This window comes from Streptococcus caledonicus (assembly GCF_042656225.1).
Lineage (GTDB): Bacteria > Bacillota > Bacilli > Lactobacillales > Streptococcaceae > Streptococcus > Streptococcus caledonicus.
On the sequence record NZ_JBHSOJ010000026.1, the window covers coordinates 1 to 25,083 of the forward strand.

Sequence of the window (25,083 nt, forward strand, 5' to 3'; positions counted from 1 at the left end):
GTGCCACGCTTAATCTCACGAGTAATGGTAGAACGGTGACGATTGAGTAAACGTGCAATCTCAGCGGCTTTTTCCCCATTTTCAAATAAGCACTAATTTCGCCTCGCTCAGAAGCTGATAAGTGAGAATAACGAGATTTTTTGGTAGAATAGTTAGTGGACATGTTCATCTGCTTTCTATACTGAGTTGGGGAATTCTAGTATATCAGAAGAACATGTCTTTTCTGTTGCACTTCATTTTACAACGCGGGAGAGAGTTGTTTTACTAAAATCTTGTGAGATTTCGCTAGGTAAAATAGGCAACTTATGATAGAATATTAGAGATGAAATTTAGTATATGATAAGGAGAGAATTCGTGGAACCTAAATACAAACGTGTCTTAATTAAGCTATCTGGTGAAGCTTTGGCAGGTGATAAGGGTGTTGGTATTGATTTGCCTACTGTTCAGAAAATGGCTAAAGAAATTGCAGAAGTGCATGAATCAGGCGTACAGATTGCTCTTGTTATTGGAGGGGGAAATCTTTGGCGTGGAGAGCCAGCAGCAGAAGCAGGTATGGATCGCGTACAAGCAGACTATACTGGTATGCTTGGTACAGTGATGAACGCTTTAGTAATGGCAGATAGTCTTCAAAAATATGGCGTGGACACTCGAGTGCAAACTGCAATTGCTATGCAAAATGTAGCAGAACCTTACATCCGTGGTCGTGCTCTCCGTCATCTCGAGAAAGGTCGCATTGTTATCTTTGGCGCAGGGATTGGTTCTCCTTACTTCTCAACGGATACAACAGCTGCGCTTCGTGCAGCGGAGATTGAAGCTGAAGCTATTTTGATGGCGAAAAATGGTGTTGATGGAGTTTATAACGATGACCCTCGTCAAAATGCTGACGCTGTCAAATTTGATGAATTAACTCACGTAGAAGTCATTAAGCGTGGTCTTAAAATTATGGACGCTACAGCTTCTACATTGTCTATGGATAATGATATTGATTTGGTTGTATTCAATATGAATGAAGTTGGAAATATCAAACGCGTTATTTTCGGTGAAAATATCGGAACAACTGTTTCAAATAAAGCAACTCATTAATAGCTCTGCTATTGTTAAAAATTTAAAGAAAAAGAAAGGTATTGACTCTGATAAACAGAACCAGAAAAAATTCTGGTCTGGTTTACTCGGTTTTGATAACTGGTATTATGGCAAACACAATTATCACAAAAGCACAAGAACGTTTTACACACTCGCACGAATCATTGGCTCGTGAATTTGCATCAATCCGTGCAGGACGTGCCAACGCAAGTCTTTTAGACCGTATCCAAGTAGAATACTACGGTGCTCCAACCCCACTTAACCAATTAGCATCAATCACGGTTCCTGAAGCGCGTGTCCTTTTGGTGTCACCATTTGATAAATCATCAATCAAAGATATTGAACGTGCGATCAATGAATCAGATCTTGGTATCAATCCTGCTAATGATGGTTCAGTTATCCGTTTGGTAATCCCAGCATTGACGGAAGAAACACGTAAAGATTTGGCTAAAGAAGTGAAAAAAGTTGGAGAAAATGCTAAGATTGCTATCCGTAATATCCGTCGTGATGCAATGGATGAAGCGAAAAAGCAAGAAAAAGCTAAAGAAATCACAGAAGATGAATTGAAATCTCTTGAAAAAGATATTCAAAAAGCTACAGATGATGCTGTTAAGAAAATTGATAGCATGACTGCTGACAAAGAAAAAGAGCTTTTGACTGTATAAGGGACAAAAATAGTAAAAACAGAGGAGGTGGCGGTCCACTTCCTCAATTTTGTAAAGGAAAATAAATGAATAAATTACTTGGAACAGTTATCACTGGATTGGTAACGGATGAAAATACAAACTTTTATTTTGTCCAAAAAGACGGATTGACGTTTGCCTTGGATAAAAATGAAGGAACACATGCTATTGGAGATATGGTAACGGGTTTTGCCTATAGCGACAGTAAACAAAAACCACGCTTGACTACCAATGAAATAAAAGCAACTCGTGCGACATATGGTTGGGGAACCGTGACGGATGTCCGAAAAGACCTAGGGGTTTTTGTGGATACTGGTTTACCTGATAAGCAAATCGTTATCTCTCTTGATATTCTCCCAGAGATTAAGGAGCTGTGGCCTAAAAAAGGCGATCAACTTTACGTAATGCTTGATGTAGACGCCAAAGACCGTATTTGGGGAATTCCTGCGCAGCCTGAAGTTTTCCAAAAAATAGCTGGTCCTGCCTATGATAATATGCAAAATCAAACCTTGAAAGCTATTGTTTACCGCTTGAAATTATCTGGAACCTTTGTGTACTTACCAGATAATAATATGCTTGGTTTTATTCATCCAAGTGAACGCTTTGTAGAACCTCGTTTGGGGGAAGTGCTTGAAGCTAGGGTTATTGGTTATCGTGCTATTGACCGCACGCTTAATCTTTCTGTTAAGCCCCGTTCTTTTGAAATGTTGGAAAATGATGCACAGATGATTTTAACCTATTTGGAAACCAACGGTGGCTTTATGACTTTAAATGATAAGTCATCTCCAAATGAAATTAAATCAGTCTTTGGGATTTCAAAAGGACAATTTAAAAAAGCTCTTGGCGGTCTCATGAAAACCGGCAAGATAAAACAAGATCAGTTCGGTACAGAGCTTATCTAGTGTGGACAGTAGCATTTTACTAGAGGTCTAATACCAGTTGAGACTATAAAAAGACCTATTCCACCCTGTAAAAAGGAGGAATAGGTCTTTTGGCTATTATCACAATTTTGAAAATTTATAGAGCAATTAATAGTGAGTTAAAATGGCTTGTTTCAATTCAGGTTTTAAAATTTCTTCTTTTTCACAAGTTAGATAGATTTTAGCTAGAAATGCTTGGATATTGAGTGAACAAAAATAGTCTTCTGGACTTTGTTCAGAAGAGCTAAGGTTAGAAATCCATTTTGCCAGTTCTTTTTGTTCTAACTTTTCAGAGATAACTAATTGAATAAAGATAAAAGCTAGACGATCAGCTTCACCAGCTGAAAAGACGCTTTTTTGTTTGTAAAGCAAATCAATGGTTGTTTGCCAAACGTCGTGTAACTCTTGTTGTGGAAAGGTTTCGTGAAGGCTGGTAGCCATGAGAAATTCAGCTCCATGGGCGATGGCGTGAATCCAACCTTGTTTATCATCATAACCGCGGGTATCTGACTCGGTTTTTAGGAAATCAAATGCTTCTTTAAAGAGTGCCGCTCTGCTATTTTCCAAAAGAGAAAAATAAGGGCTACTTTCCAAGTTATCACAGAAAAGGAGCAGACTGGCTAGCAGTGCTGAAAATGAGCGAGTTAAAGTATCTGGATGTTTAAGAAAACGTTTGTTTTGAAGCTGTTGAGCTAGTTGAAGAAATTGTTTGGGACTAATCAATTGATATTCTAAGCCATATCCGAAGGTGTTGTAAATCAAGTTATCGCGAATTTCTGGATCGGGATGTCCGATATTTAAAAGACACCAAGCTAGTTCTTCATCTGTATAGGAAATTAAAGAATTTAGTTTATGCTGTAATGTTTCTATCATAGCAATATGATACCACAACTCAGACAGCAGTCCAAACACCACAATACAAAGCTAATGCCTATACCCCACTAAAAACCTCTCATGATGAATAGTGTCAGAGGTCTACACTACTCATCATAGATAGTTCTTTTGTTTCTATGTATAAAGTATTCTTATTTTGTGCTCTCGGCATTGCTTCGCCACTTTTTATAGGCTTCTTGAGCTGATGTAGCCATGATAAACTTGAAAATTTCTTCATTTGAAAATAGTTTTTCAAACGTCCCTTCGCTTGTCTCAGATAGGCTGATAACTAAATCTTCAAATTCTTTTGGGAACAATGATTTCTTAAACATGGCATAGTCATTACTTTTAGCTATTGACCTTTGTCGCTCACTTGGATTTTGAACAACCTGCTTCACAATCATATCGAGCACAACTTGATCATCATCTGTAAAGACTTCTGGAAATTGAGAATTGATTTTATTTAAGATTTCCGTAAGCGTATCTTTTTCTTCTGGCGGTTTTACCGACGGATTAATCCCTTGCTGTTGTTTATATTCAGGATTCTCTCCTTCAACAAGTGTAATAGACTCTTCGTTATCATAAATAAGCTTATAATAGTTCATACGAACCTTATCAGAAATATCAATAACCTCTTGACTATTTTTAGGAAGCAAAGAAATCAAGTAGTTAATAAATAGATATTCCGAAAGTAGCTCTTTATCGAACAAACGAACTAGTTGAGAAATGTAATTATACTTCTCCCTAAAGCCTCGCAATAGCGTCCGAAATTCATATTTAACTGTGTCTTCCAATTGACTATATCTCTCAATAATTGGATGAAAACTATTCGTTAATCTCCCAAGCATCTTCTCATCCTGTAAATGGCTTGAAGATTGATAAAGCGAAACAACTTTATCAACGTCATCATCATTATAAAGATGATATTTTCTAATTTTTTCTTTTGCATCATAAAGAATATTGGGATCAATAGCTTGGTCTAGCATTGATTTTTCATAAAACGGTTGAAAAGCCTCTCTAATTTCCTCGGCAGAATTTTTGAAATCTAGCACAAAAGTATCCACCTTCCCCTGCATGGTACGATTTAAACGGGAAAGTGTTTGAACTGCTTTAACACCACGCAGTTTTTTATCGACAAACATGGTATGTAGTTGCGGTTCGTCAAATCCTGTCTGATATTTCTCGGCAACAATTAAAACGTTATATTGAGGGGTTGTAAATGCCTCTTTGAGTTGGTTTTCTTTGAGTCCATTCATCTTAGGCTCGGTATATTCTTCGCCATTATCAGTTATTTCGCCAGAGAAGGCAACTAGAGCATCCATATCAGTATATCCTTTTTCACTGATATAGCGTTTGAACTCTTTCATGTATCGAACTGCCGCCAAGCGAGATGAGGTTACGACCATTGCCTTCCCTCTACCTCCAATTGCATGCCGCGTCTTTTCCCTAAACACCTCAACCATCACCTCAGTTTTTTGAGCTAAGTTATAGGGGTGCAAATCAGCATACCTGGCAATTGCTCGCTTGGCTTGAGAAGTGGGAAGTTTAGGGTCGTCAGGCACTAGCTTTGAAATCTGATAAGCCGTATGATAGGTCATATAATTTTGCAAAACATCTAAAATAAAACCTTCTTCAATTGCCTGTCGCATTGAGTAAACATGAAATGGCTGGAATTTTCCATCTAATGTCCGCTGACCAAAAAGTTCAAGTGTCTTAGCCTTAGGTGTTGCCGTAAAGGCATAAAATGAGATATTCTCATGTCGCCCCTGCCCAAGCAAAGTATTGTTCAGCTCATCTTCATTATCTCGTGCCTTGCTTGACGCTTCCTCGTCAAACTCTTCCCATTCTTTCAGAGCCTCTTCTCTATCCGATAAGGCAATTTTAAGCTTTTGAGAAGCTGAGCCCGTTTGAGACGAATGAGCCTCATCAACAATAATTGCAAATCTCTTACCAGTTGTCGACTCTACATCCTGATAAATAACTGGGAATTTCTGTAAAGTTGTGATAATGATTTGCTTCCCATCGTTGATAGCTTTAAGTAGGTCTTTCGAAGATTTATTGTCGCCGATAGTTTCAACCAAGCCCGTCGTCGCATCAAAGGATGTTATAGTTTGCTGTAATTGACGGTCTAAAACAGTTCTATCTGTCACAATAATAACTGAATTAAAAATAGGTTCATTCTTGTCGTTATGAAGTTTCTGCAAATGATAAGACAGCCAAGCAATTGAATTTGACTTTCCAGAGCCTGCAGAGTGTTGAATAAGGTAGTGCTGGCCAGAACCTTTTTGCTTAGTATCGGCTACCAGCTTCTTGACAACATCCAATTGGTGGTAGCGTGGAAAAATCATATTCCGTTTTTCTACCGTTTTACCTGCTAAATCTTTCTCATACTTGATCTCCAAATTGATGAAGCGTTGCAGGATATCCAAAAGAGCATCTTTTTGTAGTACTCGTTCCCAGAGATAGGCAGTTTGATACCCCTCTGAATTTTCTGGGTTTCCAGCACCACCAACATTTCCAGCACCATTTGAGCCCTGATTAAAAGGGAGGAAAAACGTTTTAGACCCAGACAGCTTCGTTGTCATCCACGCTTGATTCAAGTCTACTGCAAAATAAACCAGCACGCGGTGATTGAATTGAAAAATAGCTTCTTTAGAGTCTCGGTCAAACATCAATTGTTTTTTAGCATGCTCAACCGACTGCCCCTTGAACTGGTTTTTAAGCTCAAGAGCAACTAGGGGAATACCATTAACTGAAAGTACCATATCAAGGGTGTTATGATTATGAGAGCTATACGCAAATTGTCTAATGACCTGAGTTTTATTGGCTTGATAATCCTTATTTATCTCCTCATTTAAGGCTGATGATGGTCGAAACTGAATAACCTTGAACTGAACGCCTCTGTCTTTTATCCCCTTACGAAGCACATGCAAGATACCATGTTGGGACACTTCCTGTTCAAAGCGTTTATAAAAATTTCCGACAGGGTCAGAGCCGACCATCTTCTCATACCTTGCCCATTTCTTAGCTTGAGTTTCTTTGATGAATTGAATCAGTAGTTCCAAATCCAATCCCTTAGTTGCTTCATAATTCAACTCCTGAAACTTGGCTTTTGTCCAACCGCCTTCCGCCGAGGTCAACCAAGTTTCTATATCTTGTTCAAAGCGTTTTTCATTATCTTCCATTATCCCTTATCTCCTTTATCGTTTTCTATCGTTTGCTCATCATTTTGTAATACTATATTATGCTTCCTTGGCACATCCAGTCGAGGAATAACTACACTTTGCATTAGTTTCGACATCTGTGCAGATTGGCCTGCAATTTCAGCTATGACAGGTGTGACTATTTTAGGGATATCTATCTTTGGTATCCTGATATCTTTTAGGGCGGTAGCTATTATATCACCAGTCAACTTTGAGTTGAGTTGCATGGAATCAACAATACCCTGAAAATGCTTAGACATAGCCTGTAAAGCCTCTTGAAATGAAACAGCAAGTTCTGGAGTCTGACGAAACTTACTATCGATAAGACCTTTCTGCATATCATGAAATTTATTAGCATAATCCCTAACCTCACCCCTACAAAACTTCCAGTCATTAAAAGTCATCAGCTTGTGATGAGCCACCTTATTTCGAACCGCCCGAATTTTCTCTATCACCCGTTCATCAATGGCTTGCTGAGGTAAAAACGGCCTAATGCTAATATCCCACATACTACGAAACTCCGGTTTGCTATCCAACTTTTGGATTTTCTCATACAGCTCTCTGCCTTTATTAATATCACAAAACTCATAGGAATTTCCAACTAACAACCAACTTTTCAAAAATAAAAGTCTCTCTAGTTCACTCAAATCCAGATTTTCAACATAATCATTTAGTTTCTGCTTTTTGCGATTACTAGTTGCATCTCTAATATCGTAAAAATGATAAATAAAATAGACTATCTTTCTTAAATTTGTTTCGTAATCGAACAGAATGGGGTAGCATTTTTTCGCATAGTAACCAGATAAATCAGAGGAATAATGTGTGACTTCAAAATACTGACCTAAAATACTATCTATCCTTGCACGAAACTTATCATAGAAATAGGCTTTTCCCCAATGCACATCAACAGCTGCTTTTAGCCGACAGTGCAAAACATCTCCCGATTGTTTAATAACAATCTTGAAGCTCAAAGGAGTTTCCTCTGGAAAGTTACAAACAAGATTATCAGTCTGGGCTAGTCGACTAATTTCGTTGTTTTTCTCAAAAGCATCCCAAAATAAGCGACGCAAATCTCCATCTCCCTTTTTGACTTTTAGGAGTAACTCAAAATCAGCCTTCATTAGCCCCTACCTGTTTCTTACCTGTCACATACTCATAAATGAGGGATTTTTTATATGTGTGGTATTCTGAGATAATGTTTTCTTTCTCCATTATCATTTTATCAATAATAATAATTTTATTATCCAAATAGCTAGCGATGCTAGATTGTTCTTCTATACTAGGTAAAACTATTGGTAGAGATATTAGTTTTTGAGCAGAAATCGCAGGATAAGAGATTCCATACGAATTAGCTACAACATTTTCTGTAAAAGAATCACTTTTAACGGCATATCCAAGAAATTCAGGAAGAATTTTATCGTTAGGTCTCAATACAGCAAACCCGGTTGATACTACAACATTTTCATCATCTTCAATTGTGGTAATTGCTTTGAGATAAGTTCGAACAGTAGAAACAATCGTATCTCCTTCTTTTACACGCTTTCTTGCCCTAGAAGGAGATGATAGGAGTCCCATCTCTTGATAATTAGAGATTCCATTAATACTATCAACTGCACCAATTTCAACATATTTAATAAATAAATCAGCATCAATCTCTTCTTGGCTAACCTTATTGTCATCCAAACTAACACAATATTTAAGGGGGATAATTCCCCACCCCTCAGGCACATTTCCCACCCACTGAATACCAGACGGTACAAATTTTACAGTAGGGTCTAACCCCTTGGTGACAATTTCTGTAATCAACGATTGCTTGTAGGCTTTTAGTTCTTCGATTGAGGTCTTAGTATCTGTGATAATGTCATCAATCAAAGCTATTTTTTTATCGAGAAATTGAGCGATTTTCTCTTGCTCGGATAGAGGGGGAATAGCTACTTTAACTGCACCAAAGTATTCATCAGTTAAAGTAGACCTTAATGTTCTGGAATATGGTAGTAATATTTTATCGTTATCCATCATAAGTAGTAGATAGTAATAAAACTTTAAGTTCCCGTTTATTATTCTATATTGGGAATATGCTGGACTTGTCACACCATCATTATAAGCGATCCCAACACACCTTGGCGTAACATCAATATCAAAAAGACATAATATTAAACTCCCTTTATCAATCTTCTGATAGCCATCAAATGTTGTTGGCATTTTACCGCTTGGATTTTCCAGATTTCTAATAACTACTCCGTTCATTGTCAAAGATAGTACATTTTCACCTGTCCACTTTTCAAGAATCTCTTTTTTCTTTGATAAAAAAGATTTTATAGGAACCACTCTCCAGTTATATGGAACTTCCCCAATCCAATCAATACCGCTGTCTTTTATCTTACGCATTAAGCCCCTCCTTAATTTCATTCAACCGAATCAGAATAACAATACCCAAATGTATTAGGAATTTCTTTCTGAAATTGTCGAATTCAGATGTTCTTGATTCAAGAGCCTGTTCATGGCTATGCCTAAAAACCTGCAACTGTCCCCTCAACTCTCTCAATTGCTCATTTGTAAATAGACCATAAAAATCAGCCTCATTCAGAGGAAGGAACTTACCGCTAGGAAGCTTTAAGAGATTCTCAATTACATCTGCAATCGTTCGTAACTTCTCATCATCTGTCTGTTGCTCCCATGTCGCATCCCTGAGAGATATTTTCCTGATGATGGTTTGCAAATCATCGGGGACTAGCAGAACGGCTCCATCTTGTTTGACAAAGTCTAATGCCATGATTAATTGACGCCTCTCATCCCATGTAACTGTCCCGATGCTATTGCGTTTTGTGTGAATGTAGGAACGTATCTGGTTATAGGCGAACGAATGAAGACTACTTGAGGTGTGTAATATATTAGGGAATTGAGTAATTCTGTATCCCTGACCGTCTAAATATTGACAAATTAATCGAAACTCTTTATTTAAAACAGCATTCCTAAACATCTTTTCATTATCAGGACTAATCAATTCTTTAAATCTTGCAATAACATCACTATCATTGCTATAGAAAAAATTATCAAGCTCAATCACCTTTTATCCCTCCACATCTTGGCCACTTAGAGATTCAAAATTCTTAACAATTTTTTCTTCTAGCTCCTTAATCCGTTTAGCGATCGTTTCAGAGCCCTCTGGTGCTTGATATTTATAAAATAGGCGTGTAAAAGGAATTTCATAACCAATTTTCGTCTTACTGTCATCTACCCAAGCGTCTGGATTAAAAGGTAAAACCTCTCGAGTAATATATTCATCAACATCTTCCGTTAATGGAATATCTTCTGTATCTCGTTTACTTGTGTCAGGTGTCGCTTTTCCATTTTTCTTGCGAACAATATTTCCGTCTTCGTCATACATAGGAGTCTCAACAACAACTTTTCGATAACCGAAAAAATTGTTATCAAAGATTTTCGATTCTACCAAAGTATCACCTTCGGTGTAGGTTCTGTTCGCAAACTCACCATAAGCCTGTACAATCAATTCACGCTGAGCTTTATCAATATCTACCTTTTTATCACCAATATTCTTACGACGTTTTACAAAAGCCCTACTCGCATCTAAAAGTTGAACTTTACCTCGCCGTTCTTCTGCCTTATTTTTAGTAATAATCCAAATATAAGTGGAAATGCCCGTATTGTAAAATAAATCCGTCGGGAGCTGAATAATTGCTTCCAGCCAGTCGTTCATGATCACATACTCACGAATCGCAGACTCACCTCCGCCAGCATTTCCGGAAAATAAAGCGGAGCCATTATGAATAATCGCCATCCGACCTGTATCCTTCAACTTAGAAATGCCATTTAGCTGAAAAAGAAGTTGCCCATCCGAAATCTTAGGCAAACCAACACTAAAGCGCCCTTTCTCACCTAACTCAGCCTCTTCCTTGACTGCTTTCTGGTCTTTTTTCCAATCTATACCAAAAGGCGGATTAGAGATTAGGTAATCGAAAGTGTAGCCTGAAAAAGCATCTTTTGAAAGAGTGGAGCCCAAAGCCATATTATCAGGATTTCCTCCTCGAATCATTGTATCAGCCTTGGCAATAGCATAGGTTTCTGGATTTAGCTCCTGACCAAAAGTCGTCACATCAGCATTCGCGTCGAGAGCCTTAATTCGCTCCGTCATCGCTGAAAGCATCTGAGATGTGCCCATTGTTTGGTCATAAATGGTTCTTACAATAGGCTTATCTGATGGTTTTTCGTCTATAAGCAGAATATCTGTCATCAAGTAAATAATATCCCTGCTGGTAAAGTGGGCTCCAGCATCTTCTCCATAACTTTCAGAAAAACGGCGGACTAACTCTTCAAAGATATAACCCATATCAGTGGAAGTCACTGTATCTGCCCCTAAATATGCCTTCTGACTATTAAATTCCTGAATAACTGCAAACAGAGCGTCATTGTTTGTCATCTTAGAAATTTCTTTATCGAATTCAAAGTTGTCAAGAATATCTCTGACATTTTCAGAAAAACCATTAAGAAAGGCGTAAAAATTCTCTTGAATATTATCAGGGTCACTCAATAAACTATTAAATGTAAAATTGCTTGTATTATAAAATTTATAGCCAGAGGTATCTGTCAGTTTTCTATCCCTAATTTGCGCCACTTTAATATTAGATAAAGTCTTAGAAACCTCAAGTACCCTATCTCTTGTCGGAAGCAGGGTGTCATGCAGACGCTTTATCACGGTCATAGGTAAAATAACTTTTCCGTATTCATGAGGTTTATAAAGTCCTCTCAAAATATCTGCAATATTCCATATCAAAGAAGCCTTTTCTTTAATATTTGTTGTCATTCTCTCATTACGGATGTTTTCATTTGTAAATCTTTCGCCCATTTTCCACTCCTTTTTATTAATAAATAATTTTCGTAAGAAGCTGATAGGATTCCTTAGTTATGAATATAACTAAGGAAGAGAGCTCTCTTCGAGATTATTCTTTTACTCTATTATAGCACAGATTTAAGTCATTATCAGTGCCTTTCTCCCTTATTGAGCTTTACAATACTGGACTTTTTCGCAAAGAGAGTTGTCCTCTGAAAGCAACAATCTAACTCGAAAGGAGATTTTTATGGAAAAATTGAAATAACCACCCTTTACTGATCTAAAAAGTGCCGAACGTGCTCTCAACATATACCGTCACGTCTATCTCGAACTAGAAGCTGGCGACCGAATTAAGCTCTCTCGATTCAATAATTTTGAGGTGGATTGGAGACGAGTTGAAGAGGAGAAAACCTTCGAGGCGTTTTACGTTTTGAGCGACAACAAGGTACTTCGCTACACCTGTCAGCTTGAAGCACCAGACGAGGTCAAGGACCTGCTTGATAAAATCGAACAGGCTGAATTTTCTTCGGATTATACCCAAAAACTAATGGCTCAGACAGTTGAGATTTTGGTAGTAGATATTCTTGAAAAATAAGATGCAATACCAAAACGGCTAATAGTTCAGCCGTTTTTGCTTGCTTTTGATGTTCGCATCGCTATTTGTTTCGGGTGATATTTAATTGGCGTAACAACGCCGTTTCTGAGGGATTTCGTCAGGCGACTTATTATCTATTCGGAGTTATGAAAATCTCTTTGCAGGTTTGGATTTTTGCGAAAATGGTCATAAACTCAGTTTTTGTCCGCAACAAAAAGACAACACAAACCTAGACCACTACAAGTGTTACCATTATCGTCGAGCTGGCGACACTTGTTCTGGTTCACATTACCTTCGCAAAGAAATTCTGGAAGAATTAGTGTTTGGCGACCTTCAGCAACTAATTTCTTCTATTCAATTTAACGAGGAAGAATTGCTCACAAAACTGAAGTCTCGCTTCGATATTCGAGAGAGTAAAAAGCAAGATAGCTTACGCAAACATTTAAATAAAGCCAAGAAACGTTCGCTGGAGCTAGACACAATTATCCAAAGGCTCTATGAAAAGCAACTGCTAAGCGAGATTAGTGATGAGAGATTTAGAAAATTGGTGGACAGTTACGAGAGTGAGCAAGCTGAACTCAACCAGCAAATTCAGAAATTTCAAGAGGTTCTGATTAGTCAAACCGAATCTGCGAAAAACATTGACAAGTTTATGCGAACTATTCGCCAACACACAAAACTTGAAAACTTAACAACACAGCTAGTGAATGAACTGATTGATAAAATCGTCATCCACCAACCAACTGGACGTGACAAAAACCGTCAAGTCACTATTGAACTGCATTATCAATTTATCGGAGAATTATAAAACGAGCGAACTAAAAACCCGCTCGTAAAATAATAACTAACGGACTGCTCGGTGAGGTGTGGACATTATACCACAAATGGGACTGAAACAGTGAAATAGGCTAATTTATAGACCTAGTTCGACTCTAAATATGTGTTTTAGACTAGGTTCCACTTTAAAAGGTGAGATGGAACTTACTTTTGGAATTATCGAAGCAATGGAAATGGTTTTGAGTTTTAAAAGGTCTTTAAAATCATTTTTAGATATGATAGAATGGAATCATCTATAATTTGTATTGATGAGGTGTTTTGTGAAAAAACTTGTTGTACTCTTGGTTGTTTTTATTGCTCTGTTTTTTCCTGTAGCTATACAGGCAGAAGACATTATGGACATCACCCGTGCGGCTGGTTATGAGGTTTTGGAAATGAATCGTCCAAAGGCCTCAATTGCTATTGATGGGAAGACCGGTGAAATTCTTTGGCAGGATAATATTGATGCCCTACGTGATCCTGCAAGTATAAGTAAGGTGATGACGCTTTATCTAGTTTATGAAGCTATTGCTGAGGGTCGTTTGACTGAGGAAACGATTATTACAGCAACTGAGGCGGATCAAGCTATTGCCCAGATTTATGCAATTTCCAATAATAAAATTGTTGCTGGTGTTGATTATACTGTAGGTGAGCTTATTACGATGACGATTGTACCATCGTCAAATGCAACAACTGTTATGTTGGCTAATTATTTGTCTAATAATGATGCGGATGCCTTTCTTGATATGATGAATGCCAAGGCTCAAGAGTTAGGCATGACCAATACGATGTGGAATAACGCTAGCGGAGCTGCAGCGGTAGCATTTAATGGATACTACTTGCCTCAGCGTTATGATAATTATTTACCAAATGAAACAACTGCACGTGATTTGGCTATCTTAGTTTATCATTTGGTTAAAAAACATCCTGCTATTCTTGAACATACAAAAGATCCTGTTGTTACAGTTAAAAAAGGAACACCTTATGAAGAAACTTTTGAGACTTACAATTACTCTTTGCCAGGAGCTAAATATGGTATTGAAGGAGTTAACGGTCTTAAGACCGGTTCAAGTCCAAGAGGAGCCTTTAACTACATAGCGACGGTTAACCGTAATGGTCAGGAAGTTATTTCAGTTATCATGGGAGTAGGTGATTGGGCTGATCAAGACGGGGAATATTATCGCCATCCTTTTGGAAATGCTATTATTGAAAAAGTCTATGCTGATTATGAGAACCGTCTTTTATTAAAAGCTGGAGAGCATGAAATCAACGGTCAAAAATATGCACTAAAAGAGGATTTTTATGGCACTTTGAGAAAAGGAACAGAACCAGTTTATCAGGTTGATGAACAAGGGAATCTCTCTTTAGATAACGGGCTTGAAAGTGTTAGTCCTAATATAACATCAAGTCAAATGGTAACAGTTGTTGAAAATCCTGTAACTAAAGCAATAAAGACAGCTATACCGAGATCAAGTGAAAATCAAACATCGCTTACAGATCTTTTGTTTAAAAAAGGTTTAATTGTTATTCCGCTTATTGTTATTTTACTGGGTATTTCGATTTTTGAATGGAAACGAAAAAGAAAATAAAATAAGCAAAAAAAGGCGAGGAAACTCGCTTTTTAAATTGCCTAATAATACTTATTTTTGCTATAATGAACCATTATAGGAATTTGTCTAAAAGAGTTCCATCAGTTTTTACGGAAAGGATGGCGTTATGGAACGAGCTATATTTGCAGGGGGCTGTTTCTGGTGCATGGTACAGCCGTTTGAAGAGCAAGAGGGAATTTTATCAGTGAGAAGCGGTTATACTGCTGGGCATGTCTCAAATCCTACTTACGAGCAAGTTTGCAGTAAAACAACTGGTCATACGGAGGCTGTTGAGATTATTTTTGATCCTAAGAAAATTACTTTTTCAGATCTAGTTGAGATTTACTGGGCGCAAACGGATCCAACAGACGCATTTGGCCAGTTTGAAGACCGTGGAGATAATTATCGCCCTGTGATTTTTTACTGTGATGACCGTCAAAAGGAAATAGCAGAGCAGTCCAAGGCAGCCTTGCAGGCTTCAGGGCGTTTTGATAAGCCGATTGTCACAACCATTGAACCCGCGCAGCCATTTTATGAGGCAGAGGAATACCACCAAGGGTTTTATCAGAAGAGTCCAGAACGCTATAAAGAGAGCTCAGCTATTCGTAAAGCCTTTTTGAAGGAGAACTGGAAGTGATTGCTGTTCGAGCGTTGACTATAGATGATAAAATACAGGCTGCTGCTCTTTTGGCAGCATTTCGTTCAACATTAAGAAGTTTTAAAAATCGACAGGTTGCCCTTGATTTAGAAGAAGGAGCAGAGGAGTTTACCTTCTTTTTAGATGAGAAGTATCCCATGTATGGCGCTTTTATCGAACAGGTTTTAATTGGCTATGTTGTTTGTAAGGTGGAAGGTTCATTGGTTTGGATAGAACAGCTCTTTGTCTCCGAGGCGTTTCGCAGACAAGGTGGTGCGGCGGTTCTTTTTGAAAAGGCTAATCAGCTATCTCAATCAGTAGGTGGTGAAACATTATTTCAATATGTTCATCCTAATAATCATGAGATGTTATCTTTTTTGAGAAGCCAAGGATATACAGTTTTAAATTTAATTGAAGTTCGTAAGCCTTATCAAGGCGAACAGTTGACGCAAACGATTTATGTGGACGATGAACCTTTTGATTATTAAGGAGAAAATAGTGAGGAAATCATTTTATAGCTGGCTGATGGCACAACGCAATCCAAAATCAAATAAGCCGATGGCCATCTTAGCGGATTTGGCTTTTGAGGATACAACCTTCCCTAAACACACGGATGATTTTGAAGTTGTCAGTCGTTACTTGGAAGATGAGGCAAGTTTTGCCTTTAATCTCGGTGATTTTGATAGAATTTGGGAAGAATATTTAGGACATTGAGGGACAAATGGATTTGAGCTTTAAAACAGTAGGTGGTCGCTTCAATTACCGTGTAGCAGCGGTTATTTGTCGTGACGGAAGATTGTTGACCATTCAAGAACCTAACTCACCTTACTCTTACTTACCTGGTGGTCGTGTTGCTATAAAAGAAACGGCTGAAGAGGCCATTCTCAGAGAAGTCTTTGAAGAAACAGGATTGCAAGCGGAGCTTATTCGTCCTTTGTGGCTTAATCAAGCCTTTTTTACTGAAGATCAGACAAAAGAGTCCTTTCATGAAATCTGTCTTTATTTTTTGGTGGAGCTTCTAGTGGCTGATACTGAGGATTTTTTAGTTATGGAACATGGTAGAGTTAATCAGTTCAAGTGGCTCGCTTTTGAGGAGTTGCAAGAAACCTATTTTTACCCTGAGTTTTTGAAAAATGAGATTTTTCAGTTGCCGAATCACTTGACCTTACGGGTGGAAAGAGAAAAGGATTAGCATTGTGAAGTGACTGGCTAGGACGATATTAAGTTGATTTGAGAAACTTGAGTTCTATCGACATTTGCTAATCTTATTTTGGAGTTAAGGTAATATATATTCATATGATAAAAAAGGAGACACTAATGAAAACGATTCATACAGATAAAGCACCTGCAGCAATTGGACCATACGTTCAAGGGAGGATTATTGGTAACTTATTGTTTGCAAGTGGTCAAGTGCCTTTGTCACCTGAGACTGGGGAGATTGTTGGAGAAACAATCCAAGAACAAACACGGCAAGTATTGAAAAATATTGCTGCGATTTTAGATGCGGCCGGTACAGATTTTGATCATGTGGTGAAAACCACTTGTTTCCTTAGTGATATGAATGATTTTGTGGCCTTCAATGAGGTTTACCAAACGGCTTTCAGTTCAGATTTTCCAGCTCGTTCAGCTGTTGAAGTGGCCCGTTTACCACGTGATGCCAAAGTTGAGATTGAAGTGGTTGCTGAAGTCTCCGCTTAAAGGATTTGGTGTCTATACGCATTCAAAAACAAAATTAGAATTTTAGATTTTCTGCTGTCATTGCTGGACTAATGAACGTTGTGAAGATAAAACGATTGTTTCGCAATAGTGATATTTTTATCAGTGAAATTGTTTGGTGGAATTTGATAGTCTTGGGGAAGGCTATCAAAAACTGGTGCTGAGAAATAAGAGAGTGACAGTAGTCTGAGCTTGGAAATAAGAGAGTTCAAAGCTTATTCTTGGTAAGAACGGATTTTTGGTAGAATGATTAGTGGACATGTTCATCTGTTTCTATACTGAGTTGAGGAATTCTAGTATATCAGACGATCATGTCTTTTGGGTGCATTTCATTTTAAAACGTGGGATTTTTAATACTGAATTCATTTCAAAATCTGAAATGGTGGATTTTATATTTTAACAATTGGAGTTAATTAGATGTCTATTGTTGTAGAAATTCAGCCATATTTATCATTTATATTGAGACTAGAAATTGGGACAAACCAGCATGGATGGCAAATCTCATTCTCACAAGTTAAACTTTTTAGCGTCATCTAAAATGCGACCACAAGGTCGCTCGAAACAGATAGTTGCCACTGCTACCGTGTCGTGGTAAAAAAACGATTGAGCAGATTCTGTCAATCGTTGAGAGGAGTGAAACTGTCCAGTGGACACTTTCAGTGTGAGCCTTAAAACTAAAAATCGAACGAAGAACTTAGGTTTAGAAATAAGGAATGGAACTCTATAGGAGGTTTTGACGTTGACTTCGTCGGTTTCATTTCTAACCTCCAAAGGTCTCTTAACCTTTCGAGTATCCTTACAACATAAGCCTAGCTGTTCCAAAAAATTGTGAATACAAGCTATTAGATTTTGATTTAAAAATGAAACATATAAGGCCTCCAATTGAGTGTGGTAATTCCTGTTAGAAATTGATTGTTTTTTTATTCTAGTGTACAGGTAAATCCACGAGACATCCACTGGGGGTCTTTACATATTGTCTATAAGAAAGAAACAAAAAAGTAACTTTTGAATGTGGATTAGTATTAAAGCTATTTTGAATCATACAGAAAAACGTAGAAACTACCAACTACGTTTTTATCATTTGTGAAAGAAGTAAAGATGAATCTGGCTGAGGCTGGCTTTATAACTGATAGTTCTTATGGAGATGTGCCAACTGATAAGGAGATTTTAGAATGCTGTATTATCCTTAAAAAATCATTACTTTTCTAGTAAGATATGGTGGCTCAACTAAAGTTTTCAAGAATTTTAGTGAAATGTAGTTCTAATAGGGGTAGGTGCCATTGATGATTTTAATGAGTTGTTCTTGTGCTTCAACTGCTTCTGGAATTGGATAAATAGGATAGACATGATTCATGTCTTCTTTTTCAATGTAGATAACCTTGTTAATTCCTGTTGCCTTAAGTCTGTTGGCGTAGTCACGAATATCTGGGTAAAGAATATCTCGCGTCCCTGTGAAAATAGTTGTTGGTGAGAGGTAATTAGTAGGGCCGTTTTTTGGACTAACATAGATATGGTTAGTGTTATCAGGAGATTTTGCCCAGAGTTCCCCAATCCGGCGTAGTCCCCAGGCTGATAGGATTGGATCGCTACCTTCATATTTCGGAATGTCAGGATGGGTCAGGTTAACATCTAACCATGGAGATAGTAAAATGAGCTGTTCGGGTTGCTTTAAGTGTCTTGGATTACTTTCATTGTGCAAGGCGTACGTTAACGCCAAAGCTAGTCCTCCACCAGCAGAATCACCCATAAAAATGAGATGATCAGTCGTCTCGGAAACGGTTTCGTAGAGATTGACTAATCGAGGAATAGCATAATCATAGCTATAGCGAGGTGTTTTGGGATAAATTGGGAGGACAATTTTAGCATCTAGTTGTTCTGATAAGTTTTTCAACATACTAATATGGTATCTTGTAGGATTGTTGAGGTATGACCCGCCAGCAAGATAGAGGATAGTTTTTTGCTCTTTGTTGTTTTTGTCATTCCAAGTAAAGACTTGCATGTTGAAAAGGGATTTCTCCTCTGTTAACTGACCATTGACAGTGCTGGGATCAAGGTGATAGGGCTGGTCGGATTGCTCACGGCTGGCATTGAGATACTGTTGGAAGGTGCTATCGTCTTGAATTTGGTAGTAGCTTTTATCACGTTTTAACCAGAAATATTGCTCAATGAACCAACTTTTCCAAGAACGGTCGCGGGCATGTGTGATATAGGGATACGAAACGACTAAGAACAATCCAGTAATAATAAGCGTTTTGAGAATTTTTTTCAAAATATTCTCCTTTATAAGTAGTTTATTGTACAGAATTAGTATAGGTATAGAAATTAATTTTGTCAACGATAAATGAACATATTTTTGATAATTGATGTTTTAATGCTGAATAGTAGAGATTGTGCAAATCAAGTTTAGAACTAAAAGTTTAAAGTTGTTTCCATTGATATTTTAAAGAATACTTCATATTAAAAACGTACAAAACAGTGAAACCTATTTTAGAAAATGTTCCATTGCGGGAGATAAACTGGAACTTACTTTAGGAAATTAGTAAAATTACTCGACATGGTTTTCAAAAGATGATTGCTTTGTTTATTGTAAAAGTTATGGTAAAATGAGGTAATAGATATTAGAGAAAGTAGGTGTGTTATGCGTTGTCCAAAATGTCATTGCAATAAATCTAGTGTTATTGATAGTCGTCAGGCTGAGGATGGCAATACGATCCGTCGTCGCCGTGAGTGTGAAGAGTGTGCTAATCGTTTCACAACTTTTGAGCGTTTAGAGGAAATGCCACTTCTTGTGATTAAAAAAGATGGAACGCGTGAGCAATTTTCTCGTGATAAAATTTTAAATGGCATCATTCAAAGTGCTCAGAAACGACCGGTATCTAGTAGCGATATTGAAAAAGCGATTAGTCGCATTGAGCGCAAGGTTCGTAGCGACTATGATAGTGAAGTTGAAAGCACCGTTATTGGTAATCTTGTCATGGATGAATTGGCTGAGCTGGATGAGATCACCTATGTTCGATTTGCGAGTGTCTATCGCTCTTTTAAGGATGTTGATGAAATCGAAGAACTTCTTAGACAAATCACTAGTCGTGTAAGAAGTAAGAAGAGTGGGAGTCAAATTTATGACACCGAATGATATATTTTCCTATCTTGAGGGACATAGTCCTGTTTATGATACGCAAAGCCTTGCTAAAGTGTATCAACCAATTTTAGGAGTTGATGCAGTCGGGCTTTATGCTTATTTTGTTGCTTTCTGGGATAATGGTGTTGGAAAATATAAATTTACTGATATCTTAAATCATATGCAGTTTGGGATGTTACGATTTGAGGAATCTCTGGCTTTACTAACTGCAATGGATTTAATTGGTTTTTACCAAACTACAGAAGGATATGTGATTGACTTAAAACCTGCTCTAACAATTACAGATTTTTTGGACAATCCTGCTTATCGTCGGTTATTAGAAAAACGTATTGGTGAAGTAGCTGTAGAACAATTTATCAGGAAAACACCCGAAAAATTTCGTAACCTTTCTAAAAGATTTTCGGATGTATTCACTGGCATTGATGAAATTAGCATCAAGCCTCAACGAACTTCTCAATTTGATTGGGAATTTTTTAAACAACGGATGCAATCCGACGGTCTGCGTCTAGTTGAGGAAGACGAAGAAGTTGTGGAGCTTTATAATTTAGCTGAAAAATATCAACTGACCTGGTTTGAGTTGTATAAAATTGCCAAGCAAACGGCTCACAGGCATGTTATCTTACCTAAGCGTATCAAAGCTTTTTTGGAACAAGAAGAGCAATCCTTTTCGGCTGAATTCACAAAAGAAGAATTTGAGTTGTTAGCTAAGGTTAAAACACAGAATGCAACTGAGATTCTAGGTGAAATAAAAAAATCTCGTAAGGCTGTTATTACGTCTGATGAATGGAGAAGTTTGGACGAGTTAGTTGCGATGAATTTCTTAGACGAAGTGATAAATGTCATGGTGATTTATACGATGGCAAAGACTAAGTCAGCTAATCTTAACAAGTCTTATCTGATGAAGATTGCAAATGATTTTGCCTATCAAGATATCACAACTGCCGAGCAGGCCATTATTAAATTGCGTAGCTTTGACCAGAGAAAGAAAGAGAGTCAACCATCGCGTCGAACACCTAAACCTAATGTGCCTGAATGGAGTAATCCTGATTACAAGAATGAGACTACGCCTGAGGAAATGGCTAAACTTGAAGAAATGAAGCGACAAATGTTGGCGCGTCTGGGAGGAAATGAATAGATGGAAAAAGTTGGACAAACCATTGAGCGCAGTCAGCACCTATATAAAACTAGCACTGATGAATTGATGCGGATGATTCTAGCTGATTCAGAGATATCTGATTTTATTGCCAAGAACCAGATGACTTCTGAACAAATAAAACGTAGTTTACCAAAATTTAACCAATACCGTAACGAACGTGCGAAGTTTCAGTCAGGAGATGTCAGCTATATTGCTAAGGGATATCAACCAATGCTCTTCATGAATGAAGGATATGCGGACGTCTCTTATCGTGAAACGGAAGAATTGAAAGCTGCACAAAATCAGCAAGCGATTGAAAATCGCATTAATCTAGTTAATTTGCCCAAAACTTATAAAAAAATTACTTTCCAAGATGTTTATCTAGATGATGTTAAGCGCATTGAGGTTTTTGATGATTTGATCAGATTTGTAGCTGAATACCCTAATTCTCAACAAAGAGGACTTTATCTTCATGGTGATATGGGGGTTGGGAAATCTTTTATGCTGGCTGCTATGGCACGTGAATTAGCTGAAAAGAAGGATGTTTCAACAACATTCTTACATTTTCCAAGCTTTGCTATTGATATCAAAAATGCTATTAATACCGGTACTGTTAAGGAAGAAATTGACTTAGTCAAAAAAGCTCAAGTTCTTATTCTAGATGATATTGGTGCAGAGCAATCAACATCATGGGTACGTGATGAGGTGCTTCAAGTTATTTTGCAATACCGAATGTTGGAAGAATTGCCAACTTTCTTTACATCAAATTATAGTTTTTTTGATTTAGAGAAAAAACTAGGAAATATTAAGGGATCAGATGAAACTTGGCAAGCTAAACGCGTGATGGAGCGCATCAGATTTTTAGCAAGAGAAATTCATCTTCAAGGAGAAAATAGAAGGTAAATTTTGAGACAATTAATCAAAACTGTTATACTTTAACCAAAGGTAAATTAACTTTTAACATCATAATCTATCGTTGGCGTCAAAATTGGCTTGAAAAGGGATTAGATTGCTTAATAGTATAACGGTTAAATTATGAAAAAATTTTTGAGGAGAAATATGGCTTTACCTACAGTTGCCATTGTTGGGCGTCCCAACGTTGGTAAATCAACACTTTTTAACCGTATCGCTGGAGAACGCATCTCTATTGTTGAAGATGTTGAAGGAGTAACACGCGATCGTATTTATACTACTGGAGAATGGCTTAATCGTCAATTCTCTCTTATCGACACTGGTGGTATCGATGATGTGGATGCTCCATTCATGGAGCAAATCAAGCATCAGGCGGCTATTGCGATGACTGAGGCGGATGTTATTGTTTTTGTTGTTTCTGGGAAAGAAGGTGTCACGGATGCGGATGAGTATGTTTCTCGTATCCTTTATAAGACTAACAAACCAGTCATTTTAGTTGTCAATAAAGTTGATAATCCTGAGATGCGTAATGACATTTACGATTTTTATTCTCTAGGTTTGGGAGATCCTTACCCTGTTTCATCTGTTCACGGGATTGGTACAGGTGATATCTTGGATGTTATTGTAGAAAATCTTCCGACAGAGCATGAAGAAGAAAATCCAGATATCGTTAAGTTTAGTTTAATTGGTCGTCCAAATGTTGGAAAATCGAGCCTTATTAACGCTATCTTGGGAGAAGAACGCGTAATTGCTAGCCCAATTTCTGGCACAACCCGTGATGCGATTGACACCAACTTTACTGATAGTGAAGGTCAAGAGTATACCATGATTGATACGGCAGGTATGCGCAAATCTGGGAAGGTTTATGAAAATACGGAGAAGTACTCGGTGATGCGTTCCATGCGTGCCATCGATCGTTCAGATGTTGTTTTGATGGTTATCAATGCTGAAGAAGGTATTCGAGAGTATGATAAACGCATTGCCGGCTTTGCGCATGAAGCTGGAAAAGGGATTATCATTGTGGTTAATAAGTGGGACACACTTGAAAAAGATAATCATACCGTAGCGCAATGGGAAGCGGATATTCGTGACCAATTCCAATTCTTGAGTTACGCACCAATTATTTTTGTTTCTGCAGTTACAAAACAACGTCTCCATAAATTGCCTGATCTCATCAAGCGTATTAGTGATAGTCAAAACAAACGCATTCCATCAGCAGTGCTTAACGACGTCATCATGGATGCGATCGCGATTAATCCAACGCCAACAGATAAAGGCAAGCGCCTCAAAATCTTTTATGGCACTCAAGTTGCTGTTAAACCACCGACATTCGTTATCTTTGTGAATGAAGAAGAATTAATGCATTTCTCTTACATGCGCTTCTTGGAAAATCAAATTCGTGCCGCCTTTGGTTTTGAAGGGACACCAATTCATTTAATTGCTCGTAAGCGAAAATAATTGTTACAGGAGCTTGGTATGAAACAAGTTGTCCGTTATGAACAGGAGCTTGTCGGATATTTGCAATTGTATAGTTTTTTCATATTTCAGCGATAGTTGTTCTACTGGTGGAAAAAGGTAAGGTTGAAATGATTTTCTCCAAGATGCAGTGAATTGTCTAGGGGGTGTGAATGCTTTCGTGCAAGAAAAACAAAAAAAGTCTGAGACAAAAATAGTTCTCAACGACAAAAAAGCTAGAGATTCCTAATAGCGGAACTCTAGCTTTTTAGTTTTGAGTTGTTCTCTTATTGTATTTTAGGAGATTATTGGCCATAAGTACCAATCCCATGTCAATTGTCACCTGACATTTGCCTCTTAAGTTACATCTTTTGTAACCCAAACAAGCCTTTATCTGCCCAAAGACAGGTTCCACATCAATCTTGCGTTGAGCGAAAATCTGTCTACCTTCGGGAGATAAAAGTGCTTGGCATTCTTTAGCCTTTAAGTGTTGATAACGTTCGTTGATATACAGTCCCTTTTGAGGGCTAGTTCAGGTTCATCGGCGTAGTAAACCTTGATTTCCTGTTGAAAGTCCGTCTGTGTTTTCTGATGTTTGACATGGTGAAAACGATAGCACCACCCGTCAGGATGAGTATAGCTATCCTCTTTGTCATCATAGTGCCAATTCGTTAAGTTCCTAGCTGACGGTTTATACCCTTTCTTCTGCTCTTTATCAAACATGGCATACTTAAACAAATGGTTCACATTGCTTTCATTCAAGCGAAGAAGGTTCTCTTCACTGCTGTATCCAGCATCTGCGACAACGGTCTTCACATCATGTGGGTAGGTTTCGAAAAATGGCAAAAGAGTTTTAGTATCTGTCGGATTTGAGAAGACATCATAGTGAAGAACAAATTGGTTCTCAGTAGCGATTTGGAGGTTATAGCCTGGTTTGAGCTGACCATTCTTCATGTGGTCTTCTTTCATCCGTATGAAAGTGGCATCTGTATCTGTTTTGGAAAAGCTATTGCGTCCTTCGAAAGTATCCTGATATCTCTCATATTTTTCAGCACGTACTGAAAAATCATCCTTAACTTTACGCAGGACTTTCTTGAGTTTACGACGTTGAGTTTTACGGTCGTCCTTTCCTTTTACAGGCTCCCCCTCAATGGCTTGGCTTAGTTTAGCCAATTCTTCTTCAAGGACTTGAGTGAACTCTGTTAACTGTTCTGAGGTAATAGGTTCTTCTTCATCCAGCACAATGGCCTGATGGATAAGGGGTGTGATTTCTTCTTGGAAATAGACCTGTATCTGTTCTTGAAGTTTGGCGGAAAACTTATCCGTAGCCTTTTTCCACACGAAACTATACTTATTGGCATTAGCTTCAATCTTAGTGCCATCAATAAACAGACAATCCAACGTCACTAATTCTTCCATTTTCAAACGAAGATTGAGATCAATGAACAAATCACGAATGAGATTTTCCATCCCAGTAG

The 25,083-nt window shown here is 37.8% G+C and carries 22 protein-coding genes and 2 pseudogenes; 15 read left to right on the forward strand and 9 right to left on the reverse strand.

What is annotated here, in order from left to right; all coding sequences use genetic code 11:
- Positions 1–163: pseudogene (locus tag ACFPQ3_RS09335) on the reverse strand (helix-turn-helix domain-containing protein); the annotation flags it as partial.
- 173 nt (positions 164–336) lie between these two features.
- Here ACFPQ3_RS09335 and pyrH point away from each other — a divergent pair.
- The 3 genes from pyrH to ACFPQ3_RS09350 all read left to right on the forward strand — a co-directional run bounded on the left by pyrH (position 337) and on the right by ACFPQ3_RS09350 (position 2,668).
- Positions 337–1,083, forward strand: coding sequence for a UMP kinase (gene pyrH / locus ACFPQ3_RS09340; protein ID WP_198039934.1), 747 nt, complete (start codon positions 337–339; stop codon positions 1,081–1,083).
- A 107-nt stretch (positions 1,084–1,190) separates the two neighbouring features.
- On the forward strand, positions 1,191–1,748 hold the full coding sequence (gene frr, locus ACFPQ3_RS09345; protein WP_156807061.1) for a ribosome recycling factor: 558 nt from the start codon (positions 1,191–1,193) through the stop codon (positions 1,746–1,748).
- Positions 1,749–1,813: 65 nt separating this feature from the next.
- On the forward strand, positions 1,814–2,668 hold the full coding sequence (locus ACFPQ3_RS09350) for a CvfB family protein (protein ID WP_156807062.1): 855 nt from the start codon (positions 1,814–1,816) through the stop codon (positions 2,666–2,668).
- A gap of 126 nt (positions 2,669–2,794) precedes the next feature.
- Here the strand turns inward: ACFPQ3_RS09350 and ACFPQ3_RS09355 are convergent, their stop codons facing one another.
- The 6 genes from ACFPQ3_RS09355 to ACFPQ3_RS09380 all read right to left on the reverse strand — a co-directional run bounded on the left by ACFPQ3_RS09355 (position 2,795) and on the right by ACFPQ3_RS09380 (position 11,626).
- On the reverse strand, positions 2,795–3,559 hold the full coding sequence (locus ACFPQ3_RS09355) for a DUF2785 domain-containing protein (RefSeq protein ID WP_156807063.1): 765 nt from the start codon (positions 3,557–3,559) through the stop codon (positions 2,795–2,797).
- A gap of 152 nt (positions 3,560–3,711) precedes the next feature.
- Positions 3,712–6,744, reverse strand: coding sequence for a type I restriction endonuclease subunit R (locus tag ACFPQ3_RS09360; protein WP_156807064.1), 3,033 nt, complete (start codon positions 6,742–6,744; stop codon positions 3,712–3,714).
- Positions 6,744–7,883 (reverse strand): hypothetical protein, encoded by a 1,140-nt coding sequence (locus ACFPQ3_RS09365; RefSeq protein WP_156807065.1) that lies wholly within the window; start codon positions 7,881–7,883, stop codon positions 6,744–6,746. Before ACFPQ3_RS09365 ends, ACFPQ3_RS09360 begins: the two co-directional genes overlap by 1 nt.
- Complete coding sequence (locus ACFPQ3_RS09370) at positions 7,873–9,150, reverse strand: restriction endonuclease subunit S (protein WP_198039935.1); 1,278 nt, start codon at positions 9,148–9,150, stop codon at positions 7,873–7,875. The genes ACFPQ3_RS09365 and ACFPQ3_RS09370 overlap by 11 nt, the downstream gene beginning before the upstream one ends.
- Entirely contained in the window at positions 9,143–9,829 is a 687-nt protein-coding gene (locus tag ACFPQ3_RS09375) for a hypothetical protein (protein ID WP_156807067.1), read from the reverse strand. Before ACFPQ3_RS09375 ends, ACFPQ3_RS09370 begins: the two co-directional genes overlap by 8 nt.
- Positions 9,830–9,832: 3 nt before the next feature.
- Positions 9,833–11,626 carry a type I restriction-modification system subunit M gene (locus ACFPQ3_RS09380; protein ID WP_156807068.1) on the reverse strand — a complete coding sequence of 598 codons (1,794 nt, stop codon included), beginning with the start codon at positions 11,624–11,626 and terminating at the stop codon, positions 9,833–9,835.
- 364 nt (positions 11,627–11,990) lie between these two features.
- Here ACFPQ3_RS09380 and ACFPQ3_RS09385 point away from each other — a divergent pair, with 364 nt between their 5' ends.
- From ACFPQ3_RS09385 to ACFPQ3_RS09420, 8 genes are all read left to right on the forward strand, one after another.
- The gene (locus ACFPQ3_RS09385) at positions 11,991–12,206 is read left to right on the forward strand and encodes a hypothetical protein (protein ID WP_156807069.1); all 216 of its coding nucleotides are present in this window, start codon (positions 11,991–11,993) and stop codon (positions 12,204–12,206) included.
- Between the two features lie 166 nt (positions 12,207–12,372).
- Entirely contained in the window at positions 12,373–13,014 is a 642-nt protein-coding gene (locus tag ACFPQ3_RS09390; RefSeq protein WP_232323256.1) for a DUF4368 domain-containing protein, read from the forward strand.
- Between the two features lie 289 nt (positions 13,015–13,303).
- Positions 13,304–14,611 carry a D-alanyl-D-alanine carboxypeptidase gene (locus tag ACFPQ3_RS09395; protein ID WP_202913595.1) on the forward strand — a complete coding sequence of 436 codons (1,308 nt, stop codon included), beginning with the start codon at positions 13,304–13,306 and terminating at the stop codon, positions 14,609–14,611.
- A gap of 127 nt (positions 14,612–14,738) precedes the next feature.
- Complete coding sequence (gene msrA, locus ACFPQ3_RS09400; protein ID WP_156807071.1) at positions 14,739–15,248, forward strand: peptide-methionine (S)-S-oxide reductase MsrA; 510 nt, start codon at positions 14,739–14,741, stop codon at positions 15,246–15,248.
- On the forward strand, positions 15,245–15,736 hold the full coding sequence (locus ACFPQ3_RS09405) for a GNAT family N-acetyltransferase (protein WP_156807072.1): 492 nt from the start codon (positions 15,245–15,247) through the stop codon (positions 15,734–15,736). The genes msrA and ACFPQ3_RS09405 overlap by 4 nt, the downstream gene beginning before the upstream one ends.
- 10 nt (positions 15,737–15,746) lie before the next feature.
- Positions 15,747–15,962: a YozE family protein gene (locus ACFPQ3_RS09410; protein WP_156807073.1), complete on the forward strand. Its 216-nt coding sequence runs from the start codon at positions 15,747–15,749 to the stop codon at positions 15,960–15,962.
- Between the two features lie 7 nt (positions 15,963–15,969).
- On the forward strand, positions 15,970–16,440 hold the full coding sequence (locus tag ACFPQ3_RS09415) for an NUDIX hydrolase (RefSeq protein WP_156807074.1): 471 nt from the start codon (positions 15,970–15,972) through the stop codon (positions 16,438–16,440).
- Between the two features lie 125 nt (positions 16,441–16,565).
- Positions 16,566–16,946, forward strand: coding sequence for a RidA family protein (locus tag ACFPQ3_RS09420; RefSeq protein WP_156807075.1), 381 nt, complete (start codon positions 16,566–16,568; stop codon positions 16,944–16,946).
- Positions 16,947–18,225: 1,279 nt separating this feature from the next.
- On the opposite strand, the gene ACFPQ3_RS09425 is transcribed toward ACFPQ3_RS09420, so the two are convergent.
- Positions 18,226–19,281 (reverse strand): alpha/beta hydrolase fold domain-containing protein, encoded by a 1,056-nt coding sequence (locus ACFPQ3_RS09425; RefSeq protein WP_156807080.1) that lies wholly within the window; start codon positions 19,279–19,281, stop codon positions 18,226–18,228.
- Positions 19,282–19,602: 321 nt separating this feature from the next.
- On the opposite strand from ACFPQ3_RS09425, the gene nrdR reads away from it, so the two are divergent.
- From nrdR to der, 4 genes are all read left to right on the forward strand, one after another.
- A complete protein-coding gene (gene nrdR, locus ACFPQ3_RS09430; RefSeq protein WP_156807076.1) occupies positions 19,603–20,097 on the forward strand; it encodes a transcriptional regulator NrdR in 495 nt (164 codons plus the stop codon).
- Positions 20,084–21,238 (forward strand): DnaD domain protein, encoded by a 1,155-nt coding sequence (locus ACFPQ3_RS09435; RefSeq protein ID WP_156807077.1) that lies wholly within the window; start codon positions 20,084–20,086, stop codon positions 21,236–21,238. The genes nrdR and ACFPQ3_RS09435 overlap by 14 nt, the downstream gene beginning before the upstream one ends.
- A complete protein-coding gene (dnaI, locus tag ACFPQ3_RS09440) occupies positions 21,239–22,141 on the forward strand; it encodes a primosomal protein DnaI (protein WP_156807078.1) in 903 nt (300 codons plus the stop codon).
- Between the two features lie 156 nt (positions 22,142–22,297).
- On the forward strand, positions 22,298–23,608 hold the full coding sequence (gene der, locus ACFPQ3_RS09445; RefSeq protein ID WP_156807079.1) for a ribosome biogenesis GTPase Der: 1,311 nt from the start codon (positions 22,298–22,300) through the stop codon (positions 23,606–23,608).
- Between the two features lie 265 nt (positions 23,609–23,873).
- On the opposite strand, the pseudogene ACFPQ3_RS09455 reads toward der, so the two are convergent.
- A pseudogene (locus ACFPQ3_RS09455) lies at positions 23,874–25,083 on the reverse strand (transposase); the annotation flags it as partial.

What these genes read in the sequence shown, in the direction of transcription:
- frr (WP_156807061.1), top strand. Translation starts at nt 1,191, where the DNA reads ATGGCAAACACAATTATCACAAAAGCACAAGAACGTTTTACACACTCG.
- ACFPQ3_RS09420 (WP_156807075.1), top strand. Translation starts at nt 16,566, where the DNA reads ATGAAAACGATTCATACAGATAAAGCACCTGCAGCAATTGGACCATAC.
- ACFPQ3_RS09365 (WP_156807065.1), bottom strand. Translation starts at nt 7,883, where the DNA reads ATGAAGGCTGATTTTGAGTTACTCCTAAAAGTCAAAAAGGGAGATGGA.
- ACFPQ3_RS09380 (WP_156807068.1), bottom strand. Translation starts at nt 11,626, where the DNA reads ATGGGCGAAAGATTTACAAATGAAAACATCCGTAATGAGAGAATGACA.
- ACFPQ3_RS09415 (WP_156807074.1), top strand. Translation starts at nt 15,970, where the DNA reads ATGGATTTGAGCTTTAAAACAGTAGGTGGTCGCTTCAATTACCGTGTA.
- pyrH (WP_198039934.1), top strand. Translation starts at nt 337, where the DNA reads ATGATAAGGAGAGAATTCGTGGAACCTAAATACAAACGTGTCTTAATT.
- ACFPQ3_RS09360 (WP_156807064.1), bottom strand. Translation starts at nt 6,744, where the DNA reads ATGGAAGATAATGAAAAACGCTTTGAACAAGATATAGAAACTTGGTTG.
- der (WP_156807079.1), top strand. Translation starts at nt 22,298, where the DNA reads ATGGCTTTACCTACAGTTGCCATTGTTGGGCGTCCCAACGTTGGTAAA.
- ACFPQ3_RS09355 (WP_156807063.1), bottom strand. Translation starts at nt 3,559, where the DNA reads ATGATAGAAACATTACAGCATAAACTAAATTCTTTAATTTCCTATACA.
- ACFPQ3_RS09435 (WP_156807077.1), top strand. Translation starts at nt 20,084, where the DNA reads ATGACACCGAATGATATATTTTCCTATCTTGAGGGACATAGTCCTGTT.
- nrdR (WP_156807076.1), top strand. Translation starts at nt 19,603, where the DNA reads ATGCGTTGTCCAAAATGTCATTGCAATAAATCTAGTGTTATTGATAGT.
- ACFPQ3_RS09370 (WP_198039935.1), bottom strand. Translation starts at nt 9,150, where the DNA reads ATGCGTAAGATAAAAGACAGCGGTATTGATTGGATTGGGGAAGTTCCA.
- dnaI (WP_156807078.1), top strand. Translation starts at nt 21,239, where the DNA reads ATGGAAAAAGTTGGACAAACCATTGAGCGCAGTCAGCACCTATATAAA.
- ACFPQ3_RS09350 (WP_156807062.1), top strand. Translation starts at nt 1,814, where the DNA reads ATGAATAAATTACTTGGAACAGTTATCACTGGATTGGTAACGGATGAA.
- msrA (WP_156807071.1), top strand. Translation starts at nt 14,739, where the DNA reads ATGGAACGAGCTATATTTGCAGGGGGCTGTTTCTGGTGCATGGTACAG.